At 65.1% G+C, this 18,240-nt stretch carries 19 protein-coding genes and 1 riboswitch; of the genes, 10 read left to right on the top strand and 9 right to left on the bottom strand.

Annotated features, from left to right (window positions below; genetic code table 11):
- Nucleotides 1-27 precede the first annotated feature (27 nt).
- Nucleotides 28-89: riboswitch (Fluoride riboswitch) on the bottom strand.
- Between the two features lie 70 nt (nucleotides 90-159).
- On the bottom strand, nucleotides 160-1,347 hold the full coding sequence (locus QFZ94_RS24180) for an ammonium transporter (RefSeq protein WP_429460102.1): 1,188 nt from the start codon (nucleotides 1,345-1,347) through the stop codon (nucleotides 160-162).
- Between the two features lie 430 nt (nucleotides 1,348-1,777).
- Between QFZ94_RS24180 and QFZ94_RS24175 the strand changes: the two genes are divergently transcribed.
- A complete protein-coding gene (locus QFZ94_RS24175; RefSeq protein WP_429460100.1) occupies nucleotides 1,778-3,562 on the top strand; it encodes a sensor histidine kinase in 1,785 nt (594 codons plus the stop codon).
- A gap of 41 nt (nucleotides 3,563-3,603) precedes the next feature.
- On the opposite strand, the gene QFZ94_RS24170 is transcribed toward QFZ94_RS24175, so the two are convergent.
- Complete coding sequence (locus tag QFZ94_RS24170) at nucleotides 3,604-3,927, bottom strand: hypothetical protein (RefSeq protein WP_410848971.1); 324 nt, start codon at nucleotides 3,925-3,927, stop codon at nucleotides 3,604-3,606.
- 140 nt (nucleotides 3,928-4,067) lie between these two features.
- The gene (locus QFZ94_RS24165) at nucleotides 4,068-5,657 is read right to left on the bottom strand and encodes a winged helix-turn-helix domain-containing tetratricopeptide repeat protein (protein ID WP_429460097.1); all 1,590 of its coding nucleotides are present in this window, start codon (nucleotides 5,655-5,657) and stop codon (nucleotides 4,068-4,070) included.
- Between the two features lie 181 nt (nucleotides 5,658-5,838).
- Between QFZ94_RS24165 and QFZ94_RS24160 the strand changes: the two genes are divergently transcribed.
- The 3 genes from QFZ94_RS24160 to QFZ94_RS24150 are packed head-to-tail and all read left to right on the top strand — an operon-like array spanning nucleotide 5,839 to nucleotide 7,548.
- Complete coding sequence (locus QFZ94_RS24160; protein ID WP_410848969.1) at nucleotides 5,839-6,594, top strand: SDR family oxidoreductase; 756 nt, start codon at nucleotides 5,839-5,841, stop codon at nucleotides 6,592-6,594.
- Between the two features lie 52 nt (nucleotides 6,595-6,646).
- Nucleotides 6,647-7,126 (top strand): carboxymuconolactone decarboxylase family protein, encoded by a 480-nt coding sequence (locus QFZ94_RS24155; protein WP_368585598.1) that lies wholly within the window; start codon nucleotides 6,647-6,649, stop codon nucleotides 7,124-7,126.
- 23 nt (nucleotides 7,127-7,149) lie between these two features.
- Complete coding sequence (locus QFZ94_RS24150; protein WP_429460094.1) at nucleotides 7,150-7,548, top strand: cupin domain-containing protein; 399 nt, start codon at nucleotides 7,150-7,152, stop codon at nucleotides 7,546-7,548.
- Nucleotides 7,549-7,626: 78 nt separating this feature from the next.
- Here QFZ94_RS24150 and QFZ94_RS24145 read toward each other — a convergent pair whose 3' ends face one another.
- On the bottom strand, nucleotides 7,627-8,484 hold the full coding sequence (locus QFZ94_RS24145) for an oxidoreductase (protein ID WP_429460092.1): 858 nt from the start codon (nucleotides 8,482-8,484) through the stop codon (nucleotides 7,627-7,629).
- A 245-nt stretch (nucleotides 8,485-8,729) separates the two neighbouring features.
- Between QFZ94_RS24145 and QFZ94_RS24140 the strand changes: the two genes are divergently transcribed.
- The 4 genes from QFZ94_RS24140 to QFZ94_RS24125 all read left to right on the top strand — a co-directional run bounded on the left by QFZ94_RS24140 (nucleotide 8,730) and on the right by QFZ94_RS24125 (nucleotide 13,391).
- Nucleotides 8,730-9,194, top strand: a complete 465-nt coding sequence (locus tag QFZ94_RS24140; RefSeq protein WP_429460090.1) for a hypothetical protein — start codon at nucleotides 8,730-8,732, stop codon at nucleotides 9,192-9,194.
- Between the two features lie 93 nt (nucleotides 9,195-9,287).
- Nucleotides 9,288-9,737, top strand: coding sequence for an Rrf2 family transcriptional regulator (locus QFZ94_RS24135; RefSeq protein WP_429460088.1), 450 nt, complete (start codon nucleotides 9,288-9,290; stop codon nucleotides 9,735-9,737).
- A 98-nt stretch (nucleotides 9,738-9,835) separates the two neighbouring features.
- Nucleotides 9,836-10,483, top strand: coding sequence for an NAD(P)-dependent oxidoreductase (locus tag QFZ94_RS24130; protein ID WP_429460086.1), 648 nt, complete (start codon nucleotides 9,836-9,838; stop codon nucleotides 10,481-10,483).
- Between the two features lie 118 nt (nucleotides 10,484-10,601).
- Entirely contained in the window at nucleotides 10,602-13,391 is a 2,790-nt protein-coding gene (locus QFZ94_RS24125) for a mechanosensitive ion channel family protein (protein WP_429460084.1), read from the top strand.
- 138 nt (nucleotides 13,392-13,529) lie between these two features.
- Here the strand turns inward: QFZ94_RS24125 and QFZ94_RS24120 are convergent, their stop codons facing one another.
- Nucleotides 13,530-14,198 carry a cysteine dioxygenase gene (locus QFZ94_RS24120; protein ID WP_429460082.1) on the bottom strand — a complete coding sequence of 223 codons (669 nt, stop codon included), beginning with the start codon at nucleotides 14,196-14,198 and terminating at the stop codon, nucleotides 13,530-13,532.
- Nucleotides 14,199-14,336: 138 nt separating this feature from the next.
- On the opposite strand from QFZ94_RS24120, the gene QFZ94_RS24115 reads away from it, so the two are divergent.
- Nucleotides 14,337-14,804: an Lrp/AsnC family transcriptional regulator gene (locus tag QFZ94_RS24115; RefSeq protein WP_429460080.1), complete on the top strand. Its 468-nt coding sequence runs from the start codon at nucleotides 14,337-14,339 to the stop codon at nucleotides 14,802-14,804.
- A 164-nt stretch (nucleotides 14,805-14,968) separates the two neighbouring features.
- Nucleotides 14,969-16,063: a tyrosine-type recombinase/integrase gene (locus QFZ94_RS24110; protein ID WP_429460078.1), complete on the top strand. Its 1,095-nt coding sequence runs from the start codon at nucleotides 14,969-14,971 to the stop codon at nucleotides 16,061-16,063.
- On the opposite strand, the gene QFZ94_RS24105 is transcribed toward QFZ94_RS24110, so the two are convergent.
- Genes QFZ94_RS24105 through QFZ94_RS24090 form a run of 4 tightly spaced genes read right to left on the bottom strand, consistent with a single transcriptional unit; the run spans nucleotide 16,042 to nucleotide 18,238 of the window.
- Complete coding sequence (locus QFZ94_RS24105; protein ID WP_429460076.1) at nucleotides 16,042-16,308, bottom strand: pyocin activator PrtN family protein; 267 nt, start codon at nucleotides 16,306-16,308, stop codon at nucleotides 16,042-16,044. The two genes, QFZ94_RS24110 and QFZ94_RS24105, sit on opposite strands and share 22 nt — an antisense overlap.
- 3 nt (nucleotides 16,309-16,311) lie before the next feature.
- A complete protein-coding gene (locus QFZ94_RS24100) occupies nucleotides 16,312-17,067 on the bottom strand; it encodes a PRTRC system ThiF family protein (protein WP_429460074.1) in 756 nt (251 codons plus the stop codon).
- On the bottom strand, nucleotides 17,064-17,450 hold the full coding sequence (locus QFZ94_RS24095; protein WP_429460072.1) for a hypothetical protein: 387 nt from the start codon (nucleotides 17,448-17,450) through the stop codon (nucleotides 17,064-17,066). Before QFZ94_RS24095 ends, QFZ94_RS24100 begins: the two co-directional genes overlap by 4 nt.
- The gene (locus QFZ94_RS24090; protein ID WP_429460070.1) at nucleotides 17,447-18,238 is read right to left on the bottom strand and encodes a PRTRC system protein A; all 792 of its coding nucleotides are present in this window, start codon (nucleotides 18,236-18,238) and stop codon (nucleotides 17,447-17,449) included. The genes QFZ94_RS24095 and QFZ94_RS24090 overlap by 4 nt, the downstream gene beginning before the upstream one ends.
- Between the last annotated feature and the right edge of the window lie 2 nt (nucleotides 18,239-18,240).

Below are 18,240 nucleotides of genomic sequence, written 5' to 3'. Positions count from 1 at the left end.
CGAGATGATGCCGCGTCCGCATAGCCGGGCGTAGCAGGCATCATCAGCCCCATGGGCGGTTAATGGAGAATGCCATCTCCAGCCGCGAAGTCTAACATCGGCGCGCGGATTTTGGGGACAGGCGTGTGGTCCGTGCCTTTCCCCGCGAGCGCCGCCTTTTCACTCCGGCGTCGCCGAAATCTTGTGAATCGACAGATCGGCGCCGTTGTATTCCTCTTCCTGATCGAGCCGCAGACCGACCGTCATGCGGATCACGCCATACACGACCGTGCCGCCGATCCCCGACACGACGATCCCGCCGAGCGTGCCGATGATCTGCGAGGCGAACGACACACCGCCCAGCCCGCCGAGCGCGTGGGTGCCGAAGATGCCGGCCGCGATGCCGCCCCATGCGCCGCACAGGCCGTGCAGCGGCCACACGCCAAGCACGTCGTCGATGCGCCAGCGGTTCTGCACGCAGGTGAACATATAGACGAACAGCACGCCGGCGATGCCGCCCGTGATCAGCGCGCCGAGCGGATGCATGATGTCCGAGCCCGCGCACACCGCGACGAGCCCCGCGAGCGGGCCGTTGTACGTGAAGCCCGGGTCGTTGCGGCCCGCGAACCACGCGCTCAGCGTGCCGCCGACCATCGCCATCAGCGAGTTGACCGCGACGAGGCCGCTGATCTTGTCGAGCGTCTGCGAGCTCATCACGTTAAAGCCGAACCAGCCGACCGTCAGCACCCATGCGCCGAGCGCGAGAAACGGAATGTTCGACGGCGGATGCGCGGCGATGCCGCCGTCGCGGTGATAGCGGCCGTGGCGCGCGCCGAGCAGCAGCACGGCCGGCAGCGCGACCCAGCCGCCGAACGCGTGCACCACCACCGAACCCGCGAAGTCATGGAACGGCGCGCCGAACGCCTGCGTGAGCCAGTCCTGAATGCCGAAACGGTCGTTCCACGCGATGCCTTCGAAGAACGGATAGACGAAGCCGACCAGTACGAACGTCGCGAACAGCTGCGGATTGAACTTGGAGCGCTCGGCGATGCCGCCGGACACGATCGCGGGGATCGCGGCGGCGAACGTCAGCAGGAAGAAAAAGCGCACGAGCGCATAGCCGTTGTGCTGGGCGAGCGTCGCGGCGCCGTCGAAAAACTGCACGCCGTATGCGATCGTGTAGCCGATGAAGAAGTACGCGATCGTCGACACCGCGAAGTCCACCAGAATCTTGACCAGTGCATTGACCTGGTTCTTCTTGCGCACGGTGCCGAGCTCCAGGAAGGCGAATCCTGCGTGCATCGCCAGCACCATGGCGGCGCCGATCAGAAGAAACTCGGTATCGGCGCCGTATTTCAGACTTTCCATCGATATGTCCCGCTTGTGCCAAAAAAGTGCGCTATGTGAGCAAGAAGCGGGCCAAAGTTGTGCCGGCCGCGTCGACCCGGTGCAATCGGACACCGGGCTGGGAATCCGATGGTTTCGAACGATGCGCCGTCTGAACTCGTCATGCACCTCAAAAGAGAGGCGAAGCACAACAAAAGTGCATAAATCGCCGAGGCTGCGAAGGATGACCCACACAAGGGCGAAATATTCGATTTAAATTACATCTTTATTCGGAATCCTGACGCAATAAGATGCTGACGGGGCGCGCCGATGCCCAATCCTGGCGCGCAGTGGACCAACGGGAACCGCGCCTATCGACGGGTTCGTGCCCCTCTTTCTTTTCCCGCGCAAACGCCCACATAATGTGCCGACTCCATAAAAGATCCGTCGGCCAACCCTCCCATGGGCACGCATGAGACTGACCACTAAAGGCCTGCTGCTGATCGCGATCCCGGCCGTCTTCGAACTCGCGCTGCTCACTGGCGTGGTGAAGGCGCAGGCCGATGCGACGATGGCCGAGCAGCGGGCGATGCATAGCGAGGAGGTGCTGCGCCAGAGCACGGCGATTCTCGATCCGGTGCTGTCCGAATCGGTCGCGCTGCGCGGCGCGGTACTTGCCAACGACGCGCGCTTCACGACCCCGATCGCGGTATGGATGGACGTCGACCGGCGCATCGACGAGCTCGTCGATCTCGTCGGCGACAATCCCGCGCAGGTCGAGCGCGTGGTCGAGGTGCGCCAGGCGGTGCAGGCGTACCGCCAGTGGTCCGATCGCATCCAGGACATGCTGCACGCCGGGCGGCGCGCCGAGATTCTCGCGCGCTTCGACGATCTCGCCCAGGCCGACGTGCTCGATCATTTCCGTTTGCAGGTGAGCGCGTTCCAGGCCGAGGAGCGCCGTCTCGACATGTCGCGCTCGAATGCCGTCGCCGCCGTGCGCGAGCGGGAGCAGACGCTGATCGTCGCGGCCGCGTTGGGCTCGCTGCTGTTCGTCGCGCTCGCCATCTGGATGTTCACGCGCGGCGTGCGCGGCCGGCTCGCGCTGCTGTCCGACAACGCGGGGCGGCTTGCCGGCAACGAGCCGCTCGCGCCGCTCGGCGCGGGTCGCGATGAGATCGCGCGACTCGATCTGACCTTGCACGAGACGAGCCGCCGTCTGCTCGAAGCCGAGCGCATCGAGGCGCGTTTTCACGCGGACCTCGAGCGCCGCGCCGCCGAGCTCGCGCGCATCAACGAGACGCTGCGCCAGCAGACTCAGGAAAACGAAATGTTCATCTACAGCGTGTCGCACGATCTGCGTGCGCCGCTCGTGAACCTGCAGGGATTTTCGAAGGAGCTGATTCGCGCCTGCGACGAATTGCGCGACACGGTGCGCGGCTCGTCCCTCGCGCTCAGCACGCGCGAGCGGATCGAGCGGATCGTCGACGAGGACATCGGCGAGGCGCTGCACTATCTGCAGACCGCGGTGCTGCGCGCGTCGCACATCATCGACGCGCTGCTGCGGCTGTCGCGTGTCGGACGTGTCGAGTACCGCCGCCAGAAGGTCGATGTGGGCGACATCGTGCAACGCGTCGTCGATGCGATGCAGGGCTCGATCCGCGCGCGGCGCGCGCGTGTGACGGTCGGCGAATTGCCCGCGGTATGGGGCGATCCGACCGCGCTCGAACAGATCTTCGCGAACCTGATCGGCAACGCGGTCAATTATCTGGACCCGGCGCGCGAGGGCCGCGTCGAAATCGGCACGACGCCCGCACCGCCGGGCGTGCATTCGCTGCGAATCTTCTATGTGCGTGACAACGGCCTCGGCATTCCGTCGATCGCGCTGCCGCGGCTGTTCACCGCGTTCCAGCGCCTGCACGGCAACCCGACGGCCGGCGACGGCGAGGGCATCGGCCTCGCGCTCGTGCGGCGGATGGTCGAGCGGCATGGCGGGCGAGTGTGGGCGGAATCGAAGGAGGGGGCGGGCACGACCTTCTATCTGTCGCTGCCAGAGGCGGCGGGTGCCGCGCGCGCGGAACCGGCCGCGGCTGGCGCGCCAGCGCTCGCCGCGGCAAGTCTGGCGGCGGCTCCGGCTCCGGCTCCGGCGGCGCGCGGTGTGCGCGAGAGCATGCTGGGCGCCACGGGGTCGGGCTTCAGCGCCGGAAGCGGGTTGCCCGCGCCTTCGATAGACGCGGTGCGAGGCATCACTACGCGGTAGGGGCGCTCGATCGCGCGATGCGGATGGCGTCCTGCCGTCGCTTAACCGGCGAAAATCCGCCGCGGCTTCAGCAGTCTTCGGCCGCGCACCGACCAGTAGCAACTGCATGCCAGCAGCACGGCGATGCCGGCGGACGACTCGGCCGGCGTTGTCCGAACGCCGGCAATCCCCTCGACGGCAAACAGGCCGTTCGTCACAGCCAGCAGCGCCGCCCACAGCGCGCACGCGGCCTGCATCAGCAAACGCGTTCCCTTCATATGCCGGGCGCGGGTGTCGTGCGACCAGGTGGGCGGTCGGCGCCCGCAGAAGAAGACGATCATCATCAGCATGACGACGAGGGTGACGATCCAGTCGATCAGTTTCATCGAAACAGCACTCCCTAAAAGCAGCCGCGACTATAGGGAGGTGTTTCGTCTACAACCGTCGGAAGTTTCTGAAATGTGGGAGGCCGCTGAACGATATCGAGGCGAGCGCCGCTGCATGTCGACGCCCTTTGCGGGATGCATCAATCCTCGCGGGGTTCAGGATCGAATCCAGCCTTTGCCAAGCCTTCAGTGAAGACGGCAAGGTTTTCGTCGCGCTGGATCGGCATCCAGTCGGACAAGTTGCCGAGGCGCAAGTCGGGAATCAGTTCGCGTAAGCGAATCGCGGCTTGTCGAGCTTCCGCTGCTTTCCCGAGCCAGGCCTCGCTCGCGGCGAGCGTTGCGTAGGCCATGCCGAAACCCGGCAAATCCCGGATGGCTTTCTCGGCCCACGCGGCGGCTTCGACGAAGTTGCCCATGAACAAATGCGCGGCCGACAAGCCGAACTGCATTCGGTAGCGTTCTGGATCCAGCGGGCTCAACTGCATCGCATGGGCAAATTGCCCGATCGCCTGTTCAGTCTCGCCATGCCACAAGCGGAGAAATGCGCTGAGAAACCACGCGGCGGCAAGATTGGGATTCAACTCGAGCGCCCGATCCAGCAAGGCGATACCTTCGGGCAGGTTGCCGGCCAGATGCGATAGCGCATGACCGCTGCGCGCGAGAGCTACGGCGTCGTACTTGCCCAACTCCACGGCACGACGCGCCCACCGGGCGCCTTCGGCCATTTCCGTTGGGCGATCGTGCATCCAGCCATTGATCTTGCGCCAGCAGTGACACCAGGCCGCCATCGCATACGCCGATGCAAGCTCAGGGTCGCACGCAAACGCGCGCTGAAATAACGGCAACGCTTCATCGATCGCTTCGCGGCTGCCTTGATGAAGCTGCGCCATGCCGCGCAGGTAGTAGTCGTAGGCACGCAGACTTTCGGTCGGTTTGAACCGCGCGCGAGCGATCTCCGCCTGTTCGACCTGCGGCGCAATCGCACCGACCACGCTGTCGGCGATCTGGTCCTGGAACTCGAAAATATTGTCGAGCACGCCCTCGAAGCGGCCAGCCCAATGGGTCGCGCCGGTGCCCGCGTCGACGAGCTGGCCGGTGATGCGAACGCGCCCCTGTGCCTGCCGCCAACTGCCTTCGAGCACGTAGCGCACGCCGAGCTCACGGCCGATCTGCTTCACGTCCACGTTGCGATGCTTGTAAGTGAAGCTCGAATTGCGCGCGACGACGAACAACCAGCGGTATCGCGACAGCGCGGTGATGACGTCCTCGATCACGCCGTCGGCCAGATAGTCCTGCTCCGGGTCGCCGCTGAGATTGACGAAAGGAAGGATGGCGATGGAAGGCTTGCTGGCCTGCGCCGCATCCGGCGATGACGTCTCGGTCGCCGTCGCTGTCTTCTCGCTGGCCTGATCAGATGCCGGATGTTCGGTGACGTCGGCGACAAACCGGAATCCCTTGCGCGCCACGGTTTTGATCACGCGCTGCTGCTGACCGTCATCGCCGACCGCGCTGCGTGCGGCGTTGACGTGACTGGCCATGGTGGATTCGGAAATCACGCGGCCGTCCCACACCGCATTGATCAACTCATCACGACCCACGACCCGGTTGCGATGGCTCGCCAGATAAACCAGCAGATCGAACACTTTCGGCGTCGTGGCGACCGCTTGTGAAGCGCGGCGCAAGTCGCGACGCTCCAGGTCCAGCGTGCAGTCAGCGAAAACCCATTGCATTGGGGACTCCAGAGCGAGAAAGCCGCCAGCTACGCGCTACCCGGCGCGCTGATGAAGCGGATCAAGGAATTTTGGACGGAAATACAAGGCGCAGGCAAAGCGGCGCCGGCGGCTGGAAATGATACTGCACCCATCGGATCAACCAGCAAGCGCTTCGTCAACCGAACCGGAGGAGTGGAACATGAAAGTGGTCGTCATGGGTGGCAGCGGACTGATCGGCTCCAACGTGGTGCGGCGGCTTCGCCGCGATGGTCACGACGTGGTGGCCGCATCCCCGTCGACCGGAGTGGACTTGATGACCGGCGAGGGCTTGGCGAAAGCGCTCGAAGGCGCGCAGGTCGTCGTCGATGTCGCCAACGCACCGTCCTTCGAGGACGAGGCCGTGATGACTTTCTTCCAGACGGCGGGCCGCAACCTGTTGGCCGCCGAACACGCGGCGGGCGTCGAGCACCATCTCGCTCTGTCGGTCGTAGGCACGGAACGCCTGCAGCAAAGCGGGTATTTTCGCGCCAAGGCCGCGCAGGAGACGCTGATCCAGGCGTCGACCGTTCCGTACACGCTGCTGCGTGCGACGCAGTTCTTCGAATTCGTCGGCGGCATCATCGAGGCCAGCTCCCAGCGAGGCGAGGTGCGTCTTTCGCCCGCGCTGATCCAGCCGGTCGCCGCCGACGACGTCTCCGCAGTCCTCGCCGATCTCGCAGCGGGGGTGCCGCTGAACGACACGACTGAAGTCGCCGGTCCGGACCGCTTCCCACTCGACGAGCTCGCCCGCAAGTTCCTCGCCGCGCACAAGGATCCACGCACGGTGATCGCCGATATCCACGCCCGCTATTTCGGCAGCGGACTGGACGACCGCACGTTGGTCGCCGGCAGCGGTCATCGCGTCGGCCCGACACGCTTCCACACCTGGCTCAGCCGCTCCGTCGCGAAAGACTGAACCGCATTCCCGCAACGATTTTTCCTTTCTTCAACCGCCCAAAGGACATGCCATGACCCAGCGCATCGACTACCAGCAGCAATCCCCGGAACTGTTCAAGAAGTTCGTCGAGTTCAGCCTCGTGCTCAAGAAGTCGGCCATCGAGGAAACCATCCGCCATCTCGTCGACATCCGCGCGTCGCAGCTCAACGGCTGCTCGTTCTGCGTCGACATGCACGTGAAGGAAGCCACGATCCATGACGAGCGTCCGTTGCGCCTTCATCACGTGGCCGTGTGGCGCGAGTCCAACCTGTTCACGCCGCGCGAGCGTGCGGCGCTCGCCTGGACCGAGGCGCTGACCCATATTTCGCCGCTCGGTGTGAGCGATGAAATCTACGATCGCGTGCGGACCCAGTTCTCGGAGAAGGAGTTGTCCGACCTGACCTTCCAGGTGATGTCGATCAACGCGTGGAATCGGGTCAACATCGGCTTCCGCATCCCGCCGGGCATCTACGACAAGGCTTTTGGCGTGGACAAGTCCGGTCTGGCCTGATCGATCAGCATAGGAGCACCGTCATGCATATTTCCAGATGGGTGATCGCATCGCTGCTGCTGGCAGCGGGCGCCGCACACGCGCACGAGCCGCCGCAGGCGCAAGTTTCGCCGCTGACGACCAAGGCGCTGGCAGACTATCCGGGCAAGGAAGTCACGGTGCTCTCGGTCGAGTATCCGCCCGGCAGTGCGGACCCGGTGCATCGGCATGATGCGCACGGCTTCATCTACGTGCTGGAAGGCTCGATCGTGATGGGTGTGCGCGGCGGCAAGACCGTCACGCTGAAGCCGGGCCAGACCTTTTACGAAGGTCCGAACGACGTGCACACGGTCGGGCGCAATGCCAGCAAGACCAGGCCGGCTAAATTCCTGGTTTTTCTGCTGAAGGATGCCGGTGCGCCGATTCTGACGCCGGCGAATTGACTGGCCCGTTGATATTCGCGCAACCGCGATTCAGGCGAGCAGCGGCTCGGCGAATACCGAACCGCTGCTTTTCTTCGCCTACGCAGCGAAGTCGGTGGATGACGACAGGTCCTTCCAGGCTTCCGTTTCCTGCGTCACATAAGCGTTTTTCGCGGCGATCGCGGCCAGCGTGTCCGTCCCGAGCGGCAGGCGCAACGGCGGGGACGCCGCGTCGACCAGCGCGATCATCGCGGCGGCAAGCCTGGCCGGGTCGCCGGGCTGGTTGTGATTCAGTTGCATGGCCTTGCGGCGAACCGCACCCGAGGTTTCGTCGTAATCGTCGATCACGTCCGGCGCAACGACCAGCGACGAAGCATCGAGAAAGTCCGTGCGGAAATACCCCGGCTCGACGACTGTCGCGTGAATGCCGAGCGGTTTCAACTCGGCATGCAGCGCTTCGGTGATGCCTTCGACGGCAAACTTCGTCGACGAATAGACGCCAAAGCCCGCCGCGGCACGATAGCCGCCGATCGACGAAATATTGATCACGTGGCCCGAGCGGTTCGCGCGCATCGCCGGCAATACGGCGCGGGTGACGTTGAGCAAGCCGAAGACGTTGGTGTCGTACATGCGACGCACGTCCTTGTCGGCGGATTCTTCCACCGCGCCGAGCAGACCGAACCCGGCGTTGTTGACCAGCACGTCGATGCGGCCGAATTTTTCGACTGCGGCCTGCACCGCCGCCTTTGCCTGCGCTTCGTTGGTCACGTCCAGCTCCACCGGCAGCAACGCAGCCGACTCGCCAAGCCGCTCGGTGATCGCCGCGACTTTGCGTCCGGCGGCCACCACCGCGTTGCCGTCTGCAAGCGCGGCTTCGGCAATCAATGCGCCGATGCCTCGCGACGCGCCGGTGATGAACCATACCCGCTTGAAACCGCCCTGTTGAATGTTTGCCATGATGTGTCTCCTACGTGTGAGTGATGAAGTGATGCCATCGTAGGCTCAGCGATTGACACAAACTAGCCGTACTTCGCTGGAGACATAATCAACTTATATTTGCGAATCGACGGCTCCGGCAGGATTGGCAGGCGGAACCACGGTCTGCCTCGCCGCGGTGACTCGAAGCGGCCGCGCGGCGCAACGGCGGTATCATGAGCACGTCTTAGCATCTGCGAGCCGCTCGGCGCGGCTTCTTTCTGATCATGATTTCATTTGTTTCCTCATCCTTATTGCGCCGCGCGGCGGTCGTCATCTTCGTGTTCGGCGCGCTGGCCGCGTGCCAGAAAAACGATGCTTCGGCCGGCCAGGTCGCGGGCAAGCTCAACGACGCCGCGCAGCTTGCCGGTCAGAAGCTCGATCAGGCAGCGAGCTACGTCGGCCAACAGGTCACGGCGACCAAGGACGCCGCACAGCAGAACCTCGACTCGGCCTCTGCGCCGTCGATCAGGATCGACCCGGCCGCGCTCGCGTCGAGCGCGCAGGCCAACCTGCAGAACGCGGCGAGCGCGGCCAACGCTCAGCTCGGCAGGGCCGCGTCGATCACGGGCCAAGGCCTCGAAACGGCGGGGCGCAAGCTGCAGGCGTGGTCGGCGCAGAATGCGACCTCGTCGGCTTCGGCGAGCGCATCGACCGAGTCTGCCGACGCGCAGAAGCAGATGGACAAATGACCCGCGCTCGGTTCGATCCGGCTTTCGCCGTTTGACTTTAGAGGTATATGTAATTACGATGGTTACACATTGTCGTTGCGGGACGGATCTGCTGTGAACACGAGTAGCCGGTTTGCCTTTGCCGTGCATGTGCTCGCACTGCTGTCGTTACAGGGCGGCGTGCCGTTGTCGTCGGAGATAATTGCGGGCAGCGTGAACACGAATCCCGCGCTGATCCGCCGGCTGCTGGCGATGCTCTCGGAGGCCGGCCTCACCACGTCGCAGATGGGCGCCGGTGGCGGCGCGTTGCTCGCGCGGCGGCCGGAACAGATCACGCTGCTCGACGTCTATCGCGCCGTAGAGGACGCGCAGTTGTTCGCGTTGCATCGCGAGGAGCCGAATCCCGAGTGCATGGTGGGGCGCAATATCCAGAGCGTGCTGAGCGGAATCATCGACGAAGCGCAGCAGGCGATGGAAGCGGCGCTCGCCGCACGCACGCTCGCCGATGCGACCGCCGACGTGGTCCGCTCGGAGAAGCATCGCGAGCGCAAGCGCCGGGCTTGACGGTGCCTAAGCAATGAACGGGGTGAGAGCCCCGCTTTTTTTCTCGCTATATGTAACTGTGACAGTTACATATAAAACAACCTGAGGAGTACGCTGATATGAGCAAGCAATTGAAGATCGCCTTGTTTGGCGCGACCGGCACGATCGGATCGCGGATTGCCGCGGAAGCCGCGCGTCGCGGGCATCAGGTGACGGCGCTGGTGCGCGATCCGGCGCGCGTGCCGGCCGGCGTCGCGAATCTGCATGCGGCGCAGGCCGATCTGCTCGACGCCGCGAGCGTCGGCGCGGCGGTGCGCGGTCAGGACGTCGTGGCAAGCGCGTATGCGCCGCCGCAAGGCGATCTCGCCACGCTGACGCAAGCCACGCGCGCGCTGGTCGAAGGGGTGCGCGCGGCGGGGCTGAAACGCGTCGTCGTGGTAGGCGGCGCGGGCTCGCTCGAAGTCGCGCCGGGCAAGCAGCTGGTCGATACCGACAGTTTTCCGCCCGCGTACAAGGGCATCGCGCTCGCGCACCGCGACGCGTTCGACTACTACCGCGGCGTGACCGATCTCGACTGGACGTTCTTCGCGCCGGCCGCGCTGATCGCGCCGGGCGAGCGCACCGGCAAGTTCCGCACGGGCGCGAACACGCTGATCGCGGACGCGGACGGCAACAGCCGCATTTCGGCCGAAGACTACGCGATCGCGTTCGTCGACGAACTGGAGCAGGGCCGCTTCGTCCGCCAGATCGCGACGGTCGCGTACTGACGACCGGCGCATCGAATCCGCCGGCCGCGCAAGCGTACTAACATTCGGTTACGCATGTTCGGGCGCGCCGGGCGTAACTGCGGCTACACTGGCGTCTGCCGTTTTCTCACGGATTGCCATGCAGTCATGCCCGTCGCGGCGTGAGTCCGAGGCTGCGCCGTCTGGCGGCGGGCAGCAGCCGGCGATTCTCACCGCCACTCATCTCTCCTCCGATCACACCGCTCGCGACACTGCCAGCGGCGACGTCCGTCCGCGCGTGAGCGCATATGCGCTGCTGGGTTGGTTTACCGCGCTGCTGTGCGCCACGCTGATTCTGTGCCTCGGCGCGCTGCCGCGCATCGCGCAGGCCGCCGGCCCCGCGGTCGGCGGCGGCACGCCGGTGATCCCGGCACTACAGAGCCTGATCAACAGCGCGACGGTGAACGCGACGCCCGCGTCCGAGGCCTCGGGTGCGTCGGCGCCCGAGGCGGCGTCGGCGTCGGCCCCGTCGCCCGCGAGCCAGGCGGAGCTCGCACGCTCGCTCGACAGTGTGATCGCCACGCTCGACAACGACCGCCAGCGCAGCGCGCTCGTCGCCCAGCTGAAAAAGTTGCGCGACGTATCGGAAAGCGCCGCTCACACCGTCGGCCCGCCCGCGCCGGCGGCCGTGCAACCAAGTCCGGGCCTGCTCGGCGCGATCGCATCGGGTATCGCGTCGTTCGAATCCGACGTGCACCAGGGCCGCACGCCGGTGCGCTACTGGAGCGGGCGCGTGACCGCGGCCGGCAACGAGCTGTACACGATCGTCTCCGGCCAGGGCCGCGAGGGTGTCGGCACGATCCTGCTGGCGATGCTGGGGATGCTGGCCGGCTGGGGTGCCTGTGCCGGCGCGCTGATCTATCTGCAGCATCGGGTGCACAGACGCTTCGGCATCGAACTGGTGCTGCGGCCCAATCCCACCACGCGCGAGTTGCTGATCTTCGCGTTGCGCCGCGTCGGTCCGTGGATCATCGCGTTCATCGCGGCGCTGCTGTTCATGCGCGCGATGCCCGATGCGCTCGGCCGCACGCTCGGCATGGTGGTCGCGTATGCGATCGTCGCGGGCGCGGTGTTTTCCGCGATCTGCCTGATCATGTTTTCGCTGTTCGGCTCGGGCCACCGGCGCGTCGCGGTGCGATTGCTGATCGATCACGCGCGCCGCGTGCTGTTCGTGATCGGCGTGTGCGGCGCGCTCGGCGACGCAGCCGTCAATTACGACGTCGAGCATCAGATCGGCACCAATCTCGCCGCGCTGATTTCGACCGCGGCCAACATGACGGCTGCCGTGCTGACCGGCTATTTCGCGCTCGCGTTTCGCCGGCCGATCGCGCATCTGATCCGCAACCGGCCGTACGAACAGCGCAGCGACCACCGGGCCGCGACCGATGCGTTCGAGGTGCTTGCCGCGATGTGGCACGTGCCGGTGCTGGTGCTGGCGGCCGCGTCGGTGGTCGCGACGCTGGGCGGCTCCGGCTCCAGCGAAAATGTGCTGCAGATTTCGATCGTCACCGCGCTGCTGCTGGTGCTGGCGTTTTTCCTGTCGGCGATCGTGCTGCGCATGACGCGCCCGCGCAGCGCCCGCGCGCGGCGCCGCTCGCCGTATCTGACGCGGCTGCTGCGCTTTTGCGGCACCTTGCTGACCTTGTTCATCTGGCTGTTTTTCTTCGAATTGGCGGCGCGGCTGTGGGACGTGTCGCTGGCCGAGGTGATCGAGAGGAACGTGGCGGCGCGCGGCATCGCGCATGCGATGACGGCGATCGTCGCCACCGTGTTCATCGCGTGGCTGCTGTGGATTCTGGTCGACACCGCGATCACCGAAACGCTCAATCCGGGCAGCCCGCGCAACAAGGCGCGCAGCCCGAGCACGCGCGCCCGCACGATGCTGCCGCTGGTGCGCAACGTGTTGCTCGTGTCGATCATGACGATCGGCGGCATCGTCACCGCGGCGAACCTCGGCATCAACGTGACGCCGCTGCTCGCCGGCGCGGGCGTGATCGGTCTGGCGATCGGCTTCGGCGCGCAGTCGCTGGTGACCGACCTGATCACCGGGCTTTTCATCATCATCGAGGACACGATCTCGGTCGGCGACTGGATCGACGTCGATGGCGGCCATGCGGGCACGGTCGAGCATCTGTCGATCCGCACCGTGCGGCTGCGCGACGGGCAGGGCGCGATTCACGCGATTCCGTTCTCGCAGATCAAGATCGTGAAGAACCTGTCGCGCGATTTCGCGTACGCGGTGTTCGAGGTGCGCATGTCGTTCTCGACCGATGTCGACGAGATCACGCAGCTGATCCGCGAAGTCGGCGCGGAGCTGATGGCCGACTTCCGCTACCGGCGCGAGATGCTCGGGCCGATCGAGGTGTGGGGTCTCGACCGCTTCGATCCGAACTGGATGGTCGTCAAAGGGCAGATCAAGACGCGGCCGCTGCAGCAATGGAGCGTCGCGCGGGCGTTCAATTTGCGGCTCAAGCGCAAGATGGACGAGGCGGGCATCGAGATTCCGGTCGCGCAGATGCGGGTGTACACGTCGTCGAAGGATAGCGAGGGCGAGCCGTTGCGCGACGATGAGATGACCGGGTTCGTCGCGCCTGTGGATGCCGGTGCCGACGCGCACCAGCGGGCGCGCGACGGCGCGCACGGCAAAGCGCATCAAAGGACCCATGAACCCGCGCGCGAGCGAACCCGCGAAGCGGCGCACGAGTATCCGCGCGAAGCGGAGTATGAAGTGGGCGCTGTGGGCCCGTCGGCGCGCGCATCGACACATGTGCCGCTTGCGCCCGCGCGTGACGTGTCGCACGATCCGCGTCCGGCGCCGCCACCGACCGGACAGACCGCGCCGATTCCGCCGCAGATTCCGACGGCGGGCGATGTCGGAGGAAAGAGTTGAGGCGGGGGTTTGTTGGGCAACGCGCGAAGACGGTCGCGTGCTTGTGTGCTCGCATGACTGCGTAGTCGCGCGAACGCGTTACGTCACATCCCGTCACACGTCAGGTCACGTCACGTCCCGTCGTGACGTGCACCGTCGTCACACCATCTCCGCGGCATCGGCCGTGCGCACGATGTCGTTCACGTGCGTCCCGATCCGCGCGCCTTCGACGCCATAGATATGCAGCGACACCGCCGGCGCGTCACTGCTGTTGCCGAGCCGATGAATCGCTGCGCGGCCGCCGCGCACGTACGACACCGCGCCGCGGTTGCGCGTCAGGGCGCGCAGCGCGCTCGCGCATTGCTGCGCGTCGTTCCATTCGAAGACCGTTTCGCTCAGCTGGCCTTCGACCACCGTGTAACCGCACCACGTGTGATGTGCATGCACGGGGCTCGCCTGGCCGGGCTGCCAGACCAGCGCGGCGATCGCATAGCGGCCTTGCGGATCGGCGACGAGCAGATGGCGCCGATAAGTTTCGGCGGAACCTTCGCGTTGCACCGGTGCGAGCAGCGCCGGGTCGGCGGCCGCCTCGGCGAGCGCGAGCCGCATGGTGCGCGCGAAGAACGTCGAATGCGACGGTTCCGGAAATTTCGCGCAGGCTTCGAACATCGCGTCGAGCGTGTCGCACAGGCGCTCGAGCGGTGTGCGCTTCATATCGCGCAGCGTGTGCATAGGTAACGCGGTCGCTTCGAGGCGGGCCGGGTCCGGCAGCGACTTCAGGTAGTCGGGAAGGTGCTTGAAAGCGGTGGCGCGAAGGTCGTCGCTCATGATGGTGATGCAGCGCGGGCGCTGCTGGTCGGCAATTTTCGGTATGGATATTTATACCGGTTTGCCCGGAGAAAGAGTTTCCATATAATTCCCTCCGCTGTCAGAAAAGTAGAATAATTTCCTATGAGGGGTGGGGGTATGGGTATGGATATCATCGATCGGAAGCTGCTCGAATTGCTGCAGGCGGACGCGACGATGCCGATCGCCGAACTCGCGCAGCGCGTGAACCTGTCACAGACGCCATGCTGGAAGCGGCTGCAGCGCCTGAAGGACGCGGGCGTGATTCGCGCGCAGGTGGCGCTGTGCGACGCGCGCAAGCTGGGTGTCGGAACCACGGTGTTCGTGGCGGTGCGCACGAACCAGCACACGGACACATGGGCCGCCGCGTTCGCGCAGGCGGTGCGCGATATCCCCGAAGTGGTCGAGGTCTACCGGATGAGCGGCGAGACGGACTATCTGCTGCGCGTGGTGGTCTCCGATATCGATGACTACGACCGGATCTACAAGCAGTTGATCACGGCCGTGCCGCTGTACGACGTGAGTTCGAGCTTCGCGATGGAGCAGATCAAGTATTCGACGGCGTTGCCGGTGCGCTATACGCTGTAACGTGCGTCTGGCGGCGATTGCCTTATCTGGCGGGCTTTTCATGGGTGCCGCAGAGACTCCCGTTTGCCCGCGTCTTCCCGCGTTTTCCCTTGTTTTTGTGGTGCCAAGGCTCCAAAATAGGTGCCATTTTTCCGTGGCACCCCGACACACAGCAAGGAGCGCGAGTGGGCACGATTACGCCGAGAGAAAACAGGGATGGTAGCACCTCGTACAAGGCGCAGGTCCGCATCCGCAAGGGCGGCAAGGTGCTGCACCAGGAGACCAAAACCTTCGAGCGCCGGCAGGCCGCACAGATCTGGATCAAGCAGCGCGAAGCCGCGCTGTCGCACGCGGATGGGCTGAAGGCGGCGTTGCAGGAAAATCCGCCGGTCAAGGACATGATCAGGCGGTATATCGAGGAACTGGGCAAGCCGCTCGATCGCACGAAAAAAATGATCCTGAACCAGATCAGCGGATCGCCATTAGGGGAAGTGAAGGCCGCGCAGCTCGAGAGCGCCGATGTCGTCGGTTACATGCGCACCGTGGACGTCGCGCCGTCGACGCGCGGACACTATCTCGCGCACCTCTCGAGCGTAATCACCCTGGCGCGCCCGGCGTGGGGGTATCCGGTCGACGCGTCGGTCGTCGCAGACGCGCGGATTGCCCTCACGCGCATGGGGCTGGTTGGCCGGTCGAAGCATCGCGAGCGGCGGCCAACGCTCGACGAGATGGACCGGCTGATGGACGAGTTCGGCAAGGTTCGGAAGGGCACGCCGGACAGCATTCCGATGCAGGCGCTGGCCGCGTTCACGATATACTCGCTGCGACGCATCAGCGAGATCTGCCGGCTCAGATGGGATGATCTGGATGAGGAAGGCTGTCGTGTCATGGTGCGCGACCTGAAACACCCGAACACGAAGATCGGGAACGACACCTGGGTGGACCTGACGCCGGAGGCATTGCGGATCGTGAAGGCGCAACCGCGCGTTGAGGATCGCATTTTTCCGTATCGGCCTCTGACCGCCAGCACGGCCTTCACGAATGCAGTGCAGCTGCTCGAAATCGACGACCTGCACCTGAACGACCTGCGCCATGAGGGCGCGAGCCGCCTGTCAGAAATGGGATGGACGATCCAGCGCGTGGCCGCCGTCAGTGGCCACCGCAGCTGGAATACTCTGAAGCGCTATACGCACGTGCGCAAGGTGGGAGACAAGTACGAGAACTGGAAGTGGCTCGACGTGATCGCGCCGGGCACGGCTCAGACGACGCCGGCGAGCTGATTGCATTCTTTTTGCGCCGCGGCACGCCGCTCGTCGATGTAATTCGCCAGGTCCTGGACATAGACGCCCTTGGCGCTTTTCTGGGACATTTCGATCCGGACGAGCGGCAGCCTGATCTCGCCGTAAGTGATCTTGCGCAGCAGCTTGTCGACCTCGAGGTGCGGGAAGTAGGAACGGCAGACCTCGTCGATCGGAATGACGGCCCGTGCGCCGAACTGGGCCATGAGCAGAAACACCGTATTCATTGTTCAGATCTCCTTGGGCGTTTGCAGATCGGTGCTGGTCACGGCCAGCGGCCGGACATGCCCGGTTTTAAGATTGACGAAGGCGCCACACCAGTCGAGCCGGCCGTGCCGGAAAAACTCCCACAGGATGCCGAGCGCCGGCGTGACGATCGCTTGATTGATGAAGAGCTCCTGCCGCTCGAGCGCCTCGGCGAGTCCGCAGCTCGGCGTGTCGTCTTCGGGAGTGCCGGTGTCGATCAGTTCCGGCAGCACGTCGTAGGGCCAGCGCAGGTCCGCGCTGCCTGCTTCGCGTGCGGGGCGGCCTGACCCGAAAATCACCTGTCCATCGCTGGCCCGGTTGCCGAGATCCATGACATACGTCGAGGTCTTTTTCAGCATCGTCGCAAGCTTCGCGCGGGCGGCCGCACTGTCGACACATACGACAGCGATGCCCGGTCCGACGTGCACCAGCTCGTCGGCGCCTGCGTGTTTGGGGCGTGCGTGCCAGTCGAGGCCGAAGAACGCGTTCAGACGATGGACGAGAATCACGCTCTTGTGCTGGCCCACGTCGGCCGGGCTGAACATCTGCCGGCCGATGTTCGCATCGCTGACGGTGTCGCCGTCAAACGCCGTCACATGCAGGCCCGGATGACCCAGCGCAGTGAGCGCATGGTTGAGGCGCGCGAGGCCGGTGAGCATCTGTGAGCCGTTACCGCCGCAACCGATCAGCGCGACGTTCACGCGTCGGTCGAGAAAATGGGCGGGTGTGATATGCGTCATGCTGTTCTCCACCAGAAGGGGCCCAGGTCGCGTCCGATGAACGCGGCGCATTCTGCGACGGCGCGTCGCGTCGCGCGGCGTCGCTCCGCGCAGTCGAGGTCGGGTAGTCGGTCGACGTCGATGTCGTCGTGCGTGAAGATCCGCATCGGCCCGACGCCGGCCATGGCCGCCACATAGGCGTCGTGATGGCTGACATCAATGCGTGCGGCTGCGGCCAGCGCGGCGGCATCAGCATCGCTGTCGAGCGGGGAGAAGAGCCGCCATCTTGCGGCCTCAACGTCTCGCGGGCGGACGTGGACGACCTCAAGCTCGCGAACGAAATAGCGCCGCGACTCCCAGTTCGCCGCGCGCGCTGCGTAATGGGCAATCTCCAGTCCGTTCACGCCGACTCCGCCGTCTTGAAAATGGCGGATGCGGGCACCTTGAGCGGTACGAACATGCCGAGCACGCACAGACGGAACGCGACGCACGGTTCTGAACCTTCCTTCAGACCGCCGAACACCGCTGAGATCTTGACCTCGCCGGCGTCGTCGGCGTTGTCCTGTGCGCTGAAATAAGCATCGCCGTCGCCGTGGCTGTGAATGTCGATCGCGAGGCTCTCGTGCGGTTCGAGGAGCGGACGCTCGAACGTGATCGATCCCGGCGTGGCACTCGACACGTGAAGTGCCTTGTAGGCGAGCTGCTGTTTCTGCTGGTCCCAGACAATCCATGCGGCATGTTCGTTCGGCAGCGCATTGCGGGCTTCTTCGGCGAATGCCTGCATGAATGGTAGCGCCGCGCCGAGTCGGCCAAACGCGAGTTCGATCTTCGGCTCGATGTTGCCGTAGGGCGGCTTCGGGCCCGCGTCGTTATGCTTCGCAAGCTGCTGGATCACATGCATCCACGGTCGGCGCACTTCAATGAATACGCCTTCGGCCGTCATGAGAAAGCGGTGGCCGACTTCTGCGAGCGGCGCGAACGCTGCGTGCTTTGGCACGGCAACCGTGGGCGCGCTGTCGAACAGGGCAACATCGAGCGCAAGCTTTTCGTCGTCGTCCGCCGCGGCGATCGCGCGCGGTTTCGCGCGCGCCAGTTCGTCCGCGACACCCTTCGAGAATTGCTCCAGTGCGGCAGCGATGTTCTGCAGACCGGTCTGCGTTGCGTTCTGAAAATCGGCGAGGAGTTGGTCCATGG

Source organism: Paraburkholderia sp. JPY465 (assembly GCF_050436725.1).
GTDB classification, from domain to species: domain Bacteria; phylum Pseudomonadota; class Gammaproteobacteria; order Burkholderiales; family Burkholderiaceae; genus Paraburkholderia; species Paraburkholderia youngii.
This window is presented reverse-complemented; position numbering and strand designations above follow the sequence as displayed.